We start from the raw sequence: 11,330 nt of genomic DNA on the forward strand, positions 1-11,330 counted from the left end.
CTTTTCTCTTTTCTCCTCTTTTTTTTCCTTGGCGGTTTTAAGAGGTTCTTTTTTTACGGTTTTTTTTGCGTCTTGACTTTTTGCCATTTTTATATTTTTTAAATTAGAATCTTGTATAATTCAAGTAAATGTAACTGATTTTGTATAGAATATGTTGACTTTAGTAAGTTTTATAACCAATACATTTAATTCTTTTTGTTCCTAATTTATTTCGGCAAAAGTATTTCCCATTTTGATATTTCCAGATTCAAAACCACGGTTAAACCAATACATTCTTTGTTCGGATGTACCGTGAGTAAAAGAATCAGGAACCACTTGTCCTTGCATTTTTTTCTGAATGGCATCGTCACCAACGGCATTAGCTGCGCTCAAAGCTTCTTCAATATCGCCAGGTTCAAGCATGGCATGTTGTTTTTCATTGTAATGTGTCCAAAGTCCGGCATAAAAATCAGCTTGCAATTCTAGGGCTACGGACAATTTATTGGCTTCGGCTTCGCTTTTTCCTTCTTGATCTTGGCGCATTTTGGCTGAAGTTCCTAGTATGGTTTGAATGTGATGTCCAAATTCGTGAGCCAAAACATAAGCTATAGCAAAATCGCCACCTTCTGCTCCAAATTTAGTTCGTAATTCTTCAAAGAAACTCATATCCATATAAATGGTTTTGTCAGCTGGACAATAAAAAGGACCTGATGCGGAACTCGCACCACCACATTCTGTTTGTGTTTGCCCACTAAATAGTTGTAATCTCGGAGCTTCAAATTCGAGGTTGTTTTCTGCGAATATCTTTGCCCAAACATCTTCGTTATCAGCCAAAAGGGTTTTTACAAATTCGCCTTCTTTTTCTTCTTCGGGAGTCAAGGCTCTGGATTCGGTTTGTGCGGTTTGTTGCCCTTGAGTTTGTTGCAAAATGTTACCAATCATTTGACCATTTTCGCCACCAAAAGCATTTAATAACAGAATTACAATTCCTATAATTCCGCCGCCAACAATCGTTTTTCCACCGCCCGACATTCCTCTACGGTCGTCCACATTATCACTTTGTCTTCTTCCAATCCATTTCATAAGTATGAGTTTTTAGTTAAAATAACGGCTGTAAATTAATTTTGTTCTATTCCAATTTGTGTTATTTCACTAGTATCATCCAGTCCAATTACGGTTTTGTAAATAGTGTAAATCATCGAATAGACAAAAGGCCAAGTGAAAAATATTCCGATGCACAATGCAAAAAATCCAAGCACAGCAGCTATTGCGGCAACAATGATTAATCCCAAAAGCACTAAAGGTTGTTTAGAAACGATGATGATGCTGGATTTTATAGCTTCGATAGCATTAAATTTATCGAAAACAATAAATGGAACTGTCAGTGCTGCAAAAAATGAAATAGTCAAAGAAAGTAGCGCACCCACGAGGTTCATTCCTAAATATTGAAAAAGAAGTGAAATTCCCACACTGAAAAAAGAAACTATCAAAGTTTCCATAAAAATAGAGGTGAAATAAGGTAATTTGTAAAAAGCAAACATATTCGATACATGAAATTCTTCTCCTTTTTCGCCACAATTAGCCATTTTGTAGAAACCAGCCATAAATGGATTTATAAAACCAGAGATTAATATCAATATCAAGTTAAAAGGTATGGCTACATCCAAAGGCATGACTTTTTGTGAAGAAAGTTGTTTGAGTTCCTTGCTAAATTGTTCTAGGTTTTCTGCACCAATATAAGAAATAAGTCCAGTCATCATCATAATACCTAGCAGTATAGAAAACACCAGAAACATTAAACCAGCATAGACCACTATTTTTTTATAATTTTCGAATGCTTGTTCGAAAACAGATCCAAAATCTAGTTCGTATCCATTGGTTTTAATTCTTTCTATTCGCTCTTTTGTTGCATTCATTTTTTTGATGTTTTTATTTTTTAAAGATACATTTTTTCAGTTAAATAGCATTCCAAATTGAATCATGAGGAACAGGAGCTTCAATACTTATGTTTTCTTTGGAAACAGGATGAACAAAAGTCAATTTTCGAGCATGCAAATGAATACCACCATCGGGATTGCTGCGGTCAAAACCATATTTCAAATCTCCTTTTATAGGCGAACCAATGGCTGAAAGTTGCGCCCTGATTTGATGGTGTCTTCCCGTATGAAGATTGATTTCTAAAGCAAAATAATTGTTTAGTTCTTTAATGATTTTATAGTCTAAACTGGCTAATTTGCTATCTGGAACTTCCCTCGAATGCGCCTTTGAAGTATTATTTTTTTCGTTTCTTTTCAGATAATGAACGAGTTTATCTTCGGGATGTTGTGGTTTGTTTTTGACTACAGCCCAATAGGTTTTTTGCGTTTCTCGATTGCTAAACAATTCGTTCATTCGAGTCAAAGCCTTGCTAGTTCTGGCAAAAACGACAATTCCTGTGGTTGGACGATCCAATCGATGCACCACGCCAAGAAAAACTTCTCCAGGTTTGTTGTATTTGTTTTTGATGTATTCTTTGACCACTTCCGATAAAGGTTTGTCGCCCGTTTTGTCACCTTGTACAATATCGCCCACACGCTTGTTGACTACAATCAGATGGTTGTCCTCGTACAGGATTTGGAGGTTGTTTTTATCGGATAGTATTTTCATTATTTAATGGCTTTCTTTATTTTGTCTTAAAAAATGAAGTTTTATAGTTGCTTTCAGCCAAGGTCATTTGGTCTAAATATTTTTGTGGAATTTCTTGTTTTTTCTTCGTTGGAAAAGCTAAAAAGAATGGCTTTTTTAAGCGTAAAACCGAATCCAATTGTCCCTCATTTTTAATTGATTGTGCTTTTCCATTGGTGTAAAATTGTCCAGAATAGTTCTTGTCTTTCCAATAATAAATAGGAATTGCTGTGTTTTCATTTTTAGCATTCAATTTAGCCAAAATATATTTGTCAGAATTCATTTTATGATCTAATTGTCCAGTTGCAACGAATCCAAAATAAGCGATAAATACCACCGTTGGGAATAATAATGCCGTGCGAATAATTGCTTTTTTTCGGGTCAAATCTTCCCACCAAAACACGATTAAAAACATAATTGGAATAGCAGTTGGAAGCAGGTAAGTGTGTAAAATATTACTAGAAATTGTGAAAAATACGGGAGTCCAAAAAGCCCATAAAATCAAGAACGAAGCCCATTCATTTTTGAAAATAGTCGCTCTGTTTTTCCATAATTTATACGCCACAATTTGTATCCACGGAAAAGCAAAGGCAATCAACAAAACCCAAATCATTCCTTTGGGTTGGGAATGGCCGCTACCATATAAATCGCCTTTCCAGCCTGGTTCAACAAAGCGTTTGTAATGTTCTCCAACTATAAAATAATCCAAAAAGCCAGGCGATTGTTGTTCTGCAAAATAATACCACGGAACGGCAATAATGGCAGTTATCAATAGACCGATTACAATTGAAAATTTAGAAAATAGTTGTTTAAATCTATTGAAATCCAAGCAACACCACAAGAAAAGAGGAGGGAAAGTCAAGACCATTATCAGTGGTCCTTTGGCTAATAATCCGAATCCAAAAAAGACAAAAAAGATATAATTCCAATAAGTTTTAGTGTCAGATTGAATGGTTTTCCAAAAAGAAATCATCATCATAACAATACAAAATTCTAAAGTAGTATCGGTAGAAACTACGCCTGTATGAATGAGGAATTCAGGCATTGTTAACAAAATAAATCCCGGTAGATAGAACGATTTTCCTTCTTTTTGCACCATTTTTCCAGTGATGATTATTAAAATAATACTCAACAAGAAAGACGGAAATCGGGCGGCAAATTCATTCACACCAAAAATAAGATAACTCGCTGCAGAACCCCAAGTGGATAAAGGTGGTTTGGCCCAAAAGGGTACGCCATAATCTATTTCGGGAACAATCCATTGATTGGTTTCCCACATGATACGGGCAATTTCGGCATATCTTGCTTCGGTTTTGTCCAATAACGGAATAGTGATGGTCAATAATAATCTAAAAATTACGAGAACAATTACGGCTATATAGAAGACGTAGGCATTGTTTTTGAGCTTTTCTGAAATCATTTATTTGTGGTTTGGGTTAGAGGTGTTTTTGCCTATTTTTTTATATTTTCTGCTGATTTCATACAAATCGAACCAGAGTTTGAAACCATAAGTTAATTTCACTTTAGAATCTCCTTTTTCGACCCATAATTTCAAAGGAATTTCTAGCATTTTTTGAATGGCTTTTTCCTTTCCAAAAAGGTGAATCATTCGGTAGAAAATTTCCACATCAAACAACCATCTGGAGATAAATTCTTTTTCAAAGAGTTTTTCGGAGATTTCTTTGGTAAAAAGTTTGCTGCCGCATTGGGTGTCATACACCTTGATATCTAAAATGTTCGAAATAAAAGTGGCTACAATTCTTCCTATAAAAAATCGGCTGTTTTCTCTTTCGATGGTCGAACCAATTTTCCTGATTCGAGAACCAAAACTAAATACTATTTCGTCTTGAAGATAATTTCGAAGATCAATAAATTCTTCGAGCGTTGTGGCTAAATCGGCATCGAGATACCCAATGAATTGGTGTTGGTATTTATGGTTGCAATAATTAATTCCTGCTCTAACGGCTTCGGCTTTACCTGAATTTTTTTCGAGTGAGAGGATATGAATTTGTGTGGGATGTTTTTCTTTTAAAACATTTAAAACTGCCAAGGTGTTGTCTTTTGAACCATCATTTACAAAACAAATAAAGGCTTCAGGATTATGTTTAAGAAAGTTAGAATATTCGCTATTCGAAATTCCTTTTTCTTCGTTATAACACGGAATAACAATGGTTGTATTGAGTGTAATTGTCATGTAAATTGTTTATGAATCTTCAGCCTTAAAATGTCAAACTTCGTATTTCGTACTTTTAACCTCGTATCTTTTTAATATTGCTCTTTTTCGTTTGGGAAATCGCTAGACTTCACATCGGCAACATATTGACCAATGGCTGTGGTCATTCCTTCGTATAAATTCATGTAACGACGCAAGAATCGTGGACTAAATTCATTGTTCATACCCAACATATCGTGAATGACCAAAACTTGTCCGTCAACGCCACCACCAGCACCAATCCCGATAATAGGAATAGAAACACTTTCGGCCACTTTTCGGGCTAATTCAGCTGGAACTTTTTCGACAACTATGGCAAAACAACCTAGTTTTTCTAGCAGTTTAGCGTCTTTCATTAATTTTTCGGCCTCTTGTTCTTCTTTGGCACGAACGGTGTAGGTTCCAAATTTATAAATAGATTGTGGAGTCAATCCTAAATGTCCCATAACAGGAATTCCGGCGTTTAATATTTTCTTGATAGAATCTTTTATTTCGCTTCCACCTTCCAGTTTTACGGCGTGTCCACCGCTTTCTTTCATAATTCGGATAGAAGAACGCAAGGCTTCTTTTGGATCGGATTGGTAACTTCCAAAAGGCAAATCTACCACAACCAAAGCTCTCGTAATAGCACGAACCACACTCGATGCGTGGTAAATCATTTGGTCTAAAGTAATAGGCAAAGTCGTTTCGTGACCCGCCATGACATTCGAAGCAGAATCGCCTACTAATATTACGTCAACACCAGAGGCATCCACAATTTTTGCCATAGTAAAATCATAAGCCGTAAGCATAGAGATTTGTTCTCCGTCGGCTTTCATTTCGATTAATGACTTGGTGGTAATTCTTTTATAATCTTTTTTTGCTGCAGACATCCTGATTTTTTATTTAAGAATTCAGATTTAAGGCTGTAAAAATAATCATTTAAAATAGAAATCGAAGCATCAAAATATCTTTATAAAATCTTTATGTTATCAGAGGTTATATTATAAAATACTTACATCATATCATTTAACTTTGTATTGTTAATCAGTAATAATCGTGAAAACTATTTTGAGTCCTATAAAACTAAAAAATCAATACTTAATCTGTTTGCTATCAGTAGGTATTGTGGCTTCATTGTGCTTGCTCGCTAGAGATTTTTTAGATCATAAAATAGTTGGATATATTCTATTGGTTGTCGTTTCTTTATTGGCAATGTCTTTGGATATTATTCCTGTATTATTGAGTGCTGTTTTTAGTGCATTAATTCTGAATTTCTTTTTCATAGAACCTTATTATACTTTTCATATCAATAGTGCAGATGATTCTTTGTTATTGTTTTTGTTCTTTATGATTACGCTTGTTAACGGAGTTTTGACCCATAAAATTAGAAAAGCCGAAAAGCGATTGCAGATAAAAGAAGTCCGGGTTAATACGATGAAATTGTATAATGCTTTGCTGGATTCATTATCACACGAATTGAGAACACCCATTTCTGCGATTATGGGTGCAATTGATACGATTCAGAGTAAAACTGTTGTCATATCTGATGAGAATAAAGAGAAATTATATTTAGAAATAGAGAAAGCTTCTCTGCGATTGAACCATCAGGTGGAGAATTTGCTGAATATGTCCAGATTAGAATCGGGAGTGATACAGCCTAAAATGGATTGGTGCGATTTAAAAGAATTAATCTACAATGTATTGGATCATTTGAAAGAAGATTTGCAATTTCATAAAGTTACAGTTGACATAGAAGATACTTTGCCTCTTTTTAAACTAGATTATGGTTTGACAGAGCAAATTATCTATAATTTAATATTCAATGCTTCGCAATACACACCAAAAGGAGCAAAAATTGAAGTAAAAGTCGAATACAATCCTGATGTAGATTTCGAGTACAATCCCGATAAATTAATGCCTTGTGTGATAACCATTGCCGATGATGGAATTGGTTTCCCAGAAGAAGAAATCGAGAAAGTATTTGATAAATTTTACAGATTGCATAATGCTAAAACAGGAGGAACTGGACTGGGGTTATCAATTGTAAAAGGATTTGTAGAAGCTCAAAATGGTCATATAACATTAGAAAATAGGGAAGAAGGTGGTTCTGTTTTTGTTATCGCTTTCCCCGCATTAGTTATGAATACAAAAGAAATCTCAAATGAATAATCAAGCTGAAATATTAGTCATTGACGACGAGGTTCAAATTAGAAAACTGCTCGAAATCACTTTGGATTCCAACGGTTATAAAACTTTTTTTGCGGTCAATGCTAAAGATGGAGTATTAGCAGCAGCCAATCATCAACCTGATTTGATTATTTTGGATTTGGGTTTGCCTGACGAAGATGGACAAGTCGTTTTAAAGCGATTGAGAGAATGGTTTCAAAATCCAATTATCATTTTAACGGTAAAAAATGCTGAAGAAGAAATCGTGAAAGCGCTTGACAATGGTGCTAATGATTATTTGACTAAACCCTTTCGAACCCAAGAACTGTTGGCTAGAATCCGAACTGCTTTACGAAATTTAGTTCAAAAGGATAATGAACCCATAGTTCAATTTGGATCAGTTTCGATAGATTTTAATTCTAGAATCGTCAAATTGAAAGACGAAATTTTAAAACTTACTGCTACAGAATACAACTTGCTTTCCATTTTAGTAAAAAATGAAGGCAGAGTCTTGACGCATTATTATTTATTAAAAGAAGTTTGGGGCAATAGCTATTCCGATCAAACACAATATTTGCGGGTTTTCGTAGCACAACTTCGAAAAAAAATTGAAGAAGATCCTAACCGACCAAAATTTATAATCACAGAATCGGGTGTGGGTTATCGCTTTAATACTGGTTAAAAATCAACCAATTTTTTAAAAATTAATTTCAATTGTAATGTACAAAATCATTGCAAAGAGGATTTCTATGCTCAAAACAAAAATATAACAGTCCATCAATAGTAGTACCCAAACAATAAAATTAGCACAGATTAAAAAGATTTTCACAGATTTTTTTATCACAACTCATAAAAATCTGTGTGAATCTGTGAAATCTGTGGCAAAAAAAAATAAATATCTAAATTATGAATAAATCAACCCTTCAAAAAGTTAGTGCGGCATCGCTTTTAGTTGCCTTGGGAATTATATACGGCGACATCGGAACGAGTCCATTGTATGTGATGAAAGCCATTATTGGCGAAAGACAAATATCGGAATTGTTAGTCTATGGAGGGATTTCCTGTATTTTCTGGACGCTTACTTTTCAAACCACCTTCAAATATATTTTGTTGACACTTTCGGCAGACAATCACGGTGAAGGCGGTGTTTTTTCGCTTTATGCATTGGTAAAACGGTTTGGAAAAGGAAAATTAGTAATCCCAACTATTCTTGGAGCCACGACGCTTTTAGCCGACGGAATAATTACACCGCCCATTTCTGTAGCTTCTGCTGTAGAAGGTTTGGCGGCTGTCTTTCCTGAAATTCCAATACTGCCCATTGTGATTGCCATTTTATCGGCATTGTTCTTTTTTCAACGATTTGGAACACAAAAAGTAGGTTTCTTTTTTGGACCCGCGATGGTGGTTTGGTTTTCGATGCTTTTCATATTAGGATTTGTCCAAATATTAGAACATCCTGCTATTTTGAAAGCTTTGAATCCAGTTTATGCTTATGAATTATTGGTCGAATATCCACAAGGTTTTTGGTTGTTGGGAGCTGTATTTTTGTGTACTACAGGAGCAGAGGCATTGTATTCTGATTTAGGACATTGCGGAAAAAACAATATTAGAATTACCTGGATTTTTGTTAAAGTTGCTTTGGTGGTGAACTATTTAGGGCAGGCTTCCTGGCTGATGACCCAAGGAAATACATTTCTCGAAGGCAGAAATCCTTTTTATACCATTATGCCACAATGGTTTTTACTTTCGGGTGTAATTATTGCCACTTTAGCAGCAATTATTGCTTCTCAAGCTTTGATAAGTGGCTCTTATACTTTGATAAACGAAGCGATGTCACTTAATTTCTGGCCAAGAGTTACGATGCGGAATCCAACTAATTTGAAAGGACAAATTTATATTCCATCAGTAAATACGATTCTTTGGATAGGCTGTATTTTGATGATTTTGTATTTCGAAAATTCCTCTAACATGGAAGCGGCTTACGGATTTTCGATAACTATTGCGATGTTGATGACAACGGTTCTTTTGAATTATTATCTGATTTACATTCGAAAAATGAACCGAATTTTGATAACCTTAATAATCAGTATTTTTGTTGTTATCGAAATTGCTTTTTTTATTGCCAATATTGTCAAAATAAAAGAACGTTGGATGTTTTTGTTCTTTGAGCTTTTTATTTTCCTGACGATGTATGCTTGGTTTTTTGCCAGAAAAATAAATAATAGGTTTTTGAAGTTTACTAATTTAACAGAACACACCCAACAATTGTCAGAATTGAGTCAGGATGATAACATTCCTAAATATGCAACTCATCTCATCTATTTGTCAAAAGCCGACAGGAATTATGAAATAGAAGAAAAAATTCTGAAATCTATTTTCTCCAAAAAACCAAAAAGAGCAGATGTTTACTGGTTTTTTCATATTAATAGAACCAATGAACCCTTTACCTTAAATTATGAAGTAATCGAATTATTAGACGATAAAGTAATCAAAATTGTATTGAATATTGGTTTCCGAATTCAGCCAAAAGTAGAGTTGTATTTCAAAAAAATTGTTCAGGATTTGGTAAAAAACAAAGAATTGAATTTGCATATTCGACCAGATGGCTCTACCAAGTACAATACAGAACCTGATTTTAAATTCATTATTTTAGAAAAATTTCTTTCGGTAGAAAATGAGTTTACGATAAAAGATAGTTTGTTGTTGAACTCTTATTATATGCTTAAAAACTGTTCGCTTTCGGATACTAGAGCATTCGGATTAGACAAAAGTGATGTAGAAATTGAAGAAATTCCTTTTGTTTATCAACCCATTTTGAAATTAGAATTAGAAAGAAAATAAGAATTTTATTTTGCCATAGTTTGTGTTTTGTTTGAAACTAACAAAACACAAACTATGGCAAAATTATTCTGTTTTTAATCCATTTATAATCCATCAAAAACGCCATCCCAATTCCAATCACATAACAAACCAAATCACTCCAAAGAAATCCTTCGCCTAAAACATAATGTCCCAAAGAGGTTCTTCGGATGTTTATGATCCATTCGGCTCTGTAAAGTTGTAGGAATTCGATACTGAAACAAAAAATTAAAGCAAGAGCCATTGACTTTCTATGACTTTTGTTGATAAACAAAAATCGCATTCCAAAATAAACCATAACGGCATAAAGTACATCTCCGATAAAGCTTGGAATACCACTTATTTTTCGAGATAATATACCAAGTATAATTACCAAAATTATTAGAATAAAATAGGCAAATGGATTGGGTTTTGTCATAACAAATCGGTTGTTATTGTCTTTCGCTTTTAATAAAAAACATTCTTTAAACTAGTAGATTGCTGTTCATTCCAGATATTTGGAACTTTTTCAAGAAGACTTCGCAGAACCGAAGAAACCACTTTAATTATTCCAAAAAATCTTTTTTATTCGGTAACAAAACCAGAAGGTAATGCAAGTAATTGGTATTGGATCGTTTTGGCTAAACGGTAATCTCCAAGCGCATTTGGATGCAGTCTATCGGTATCTTTTTTGTGAAAGTATTGCAAATGTGATTCTGCCATTGGATACAAACCACTTGTTGCATAAAGGTCAATCACAGGAACTGCCCAATACGAAGCTGCTTGTTTTAAAGCATCCACATAAGCATCGAGATACAATCCTTGCGCGTTGCTGTAATTTTCATCTGGCTGCACATTTTTTTCGTTAAATTTTGCATAACCTCTGTGAATAGGAGTCATGATGATGATTTGTTGTTGTGGAAAATTATTCTTTAAATAAGACATTGCCTTATTAATTCTTCCGCAAAAGGTGGAGTCATTAAGGATTGGTGTACGGTATTTGCGGGTTACTTCTTTACCATTAAAGTTGGTTTGTTTTGTCGTTTCAGTAAAAAACTCACCCAACGGAGTATTATGCATATAATCATTTGTACCTGCAAATATAAGTATAGCATCGAAGTTGGTTCCTTTTTCTGTTTGTAATTTTAACGATTGTTTGTAAATATCCGTCCATTGATTTCCGCTGATGCCGTACACAAAAGATTCAATTCCTAATAACTCATTTAGATATTCCCAATATACATAGGTAGTTCCAACACGGCGTTTGTCAGTCATGGAATCTCCCAAAAAGGCCACTTTCTTACCTTGCCATTGCGAGGTTAGTGTTTTTTCTTGGGCTGTCAATGTTACTTTTGCAACTGCTGTTGTTGTAGTTTGTTGAGCAAATCCTTTGAAACCAACTGTCAATAAAAGGATGTAGCTATAAGCAATGAGGTGTTTCATTTCAATTAAAATAATAAGTTTTAGCTGAACGAAAATACGAATTAAA

Annotated in this window: 11 protein-coding genes; 3 read left to right on the top strand and 8 right to left on the bottom strand. The window is 34.3% G+C overall.

Annotated elements, in window-relative coordinates:
- Positions 1-201: 201 nt before the first annotated feature.
- The 6 genes from ypfJ to panB form a co-directional block, all read right to left on the bottom strand.
- Entirely contained in the window at positions 202-1,062 is an 861-nt protein-coding gene (ypfJ, locus tag OZP15_RS06750) for a KPN_02809 family neutral zinc metallopeptidase (protein ID WP_269227691.1), read from the bottom strand.
- 35 nt (positions 1,063-1,097) lie between these two features.
- A complete protein-coding gene (locus OZP15_RS06755; RefSeq protein ID WP_269227692.1) occupies positions 1,098-1,895 on the bottom strand; it encodes a DUF2189 domain-containing protein in 798 nt (265 codons plus the stop codon).
- A gap of 40 nt (positions 1,896-1,935) precedes the next feature.
- Positions 1,936-2,625, bottom strand: a complete 690-nt coding sequence (locus OZP15_RS06760) for an RluA family pseudouridine synthase (RefSeq protein WP_281337346.1) — start codon at positions 2,623-2,625, stop codon at positions 1,936-1,938.
- Positions 2,626-2,641: 16 nt separating this feature from the next.
- A complete protein-coding gene (locus tag OZP15_RS06765) occupies positions 2,642-4,063 on the bottom strand; it encodes an ArnT family glycosyltransferase (RefSeq protein WP_281337347.1) in 1,422 nt (473 codons plus the stop codon).
- Positions 4,064-4,837, bottom strand: coding sequence for a glycosyltransferase (locus OZP15_RS06770; RefSeq protein ID WP_269227694.1), 774 nt, complete (start codon positions 4,835-4,837; stop codon positions 4,064-4,066).
- A gap of 71 nt (positions 4,838-4,908) precedes the next feature.
- On the bottom strand, positions 4,909-5,727 hold the full coding sequence (gene panB, locus OZP15_RS06775; RefSeq protein ID WP_269227695.1) for a 3-methyl-2-oxobutanoate hydroxymethyltransferase: 819 nt from the start codon (positions 5,725-5,727) through the stop codon (positions 4,909-4,911).
- Positions 5,728-5,944: 217 nt separating this feature from the next.
- Here panB and OZP15_RS06780 point away from each other — a divergent pair, with 217 nt between their 5' ends.
- From OZP15_RS06780 to OZP15_RS06790, 3 genes are all read left to right on the top strand, one after another.
- Positions 5,945-7,006, top strand: a complete 1,062-nt coding sequence (locus tag OZP15_RS06780) for a sensor histidine kinase (RefSeq protein ID WP_281337348.1) — start codon at positions 5,945-5,947, stop codon at positions 7,004-7,006.
- The gene (locus OZP15_RS06785) at positions 6,999-7,685 is read left to right on the top strand and encodes a response regulator (RefSeq protein ID WP_281337349.1); all 687 of its coding nucleotides are present in this window, start codon (positions 6,999-7,001) and stop codon (positions 7,683-7,685) included. The genes OZP15_RS06780 and OZP15_RS06785 overlap by 8 nt, the downstream gene beginning before the upstream one ends.
- Before the next feature lie 224 nt (positions 7,686-7,909).
- Positions 7,910-9,844 (top strand): KUP/HAK/KT family potassium transporter, encoded by a 1,935-nt coding sequence (locus tag OZP15_RS06790; protein WP_281337350.1) that lies wholly within the window; start codon positions 7,910-7,912, stop codon positions 9,842-9,844.
- A 52-nt stretch (positions 9,845-9,896) separates the two neighbouring features.
- Here OZP15_RS06790 and OZP15_RS06795 read toward each other — a convergent pair whose 3' ends face one another.
- Both OZP15_RS06795 and OZP15_RS06800 read right to left on the bottom strand, forming a co-directional pair.
- Positions 9,897-10,280, bottom strand: a complete 384-nt coding sequence (locus OZP15_RS06795; RefSeq protein ID WP_269227699.1) for a ribosomal maturation YjgA family protein — start codon at positions 10,278-10,280, stop codon at positions 9,897-9,899.
- A 146-nt stretch (positions 10,281-10,426) separates the two neighbouring features.
- Positions 10,427-11,284 carry an SGNH/GDSL hydrolase family protein gene (locus tag OZP15_RS06800; RefSeq protein ID WP_269227700.1) on the bottom strand — a complete coding sequence of 286 codons (858 nt, stop codon included), beginning with the start codon at positions 11,282-11,284 and terminating at the stop codon, positions 10,427-10,429.
- Positions 11,285-11,330 lie beyond the last annotated feature (46 nt).

Source organism: Flavobacterium eburneipallidum (genome assembly GCF_027111355.2).
GTDB classification, from domain to species: domain Bacteria; phylum Bacteroidota; class Bacteroidia; order Flavobacteriales; family Flavobacteriaceae; genus Flavobacterium; species Flavobacterium eburneipallidum.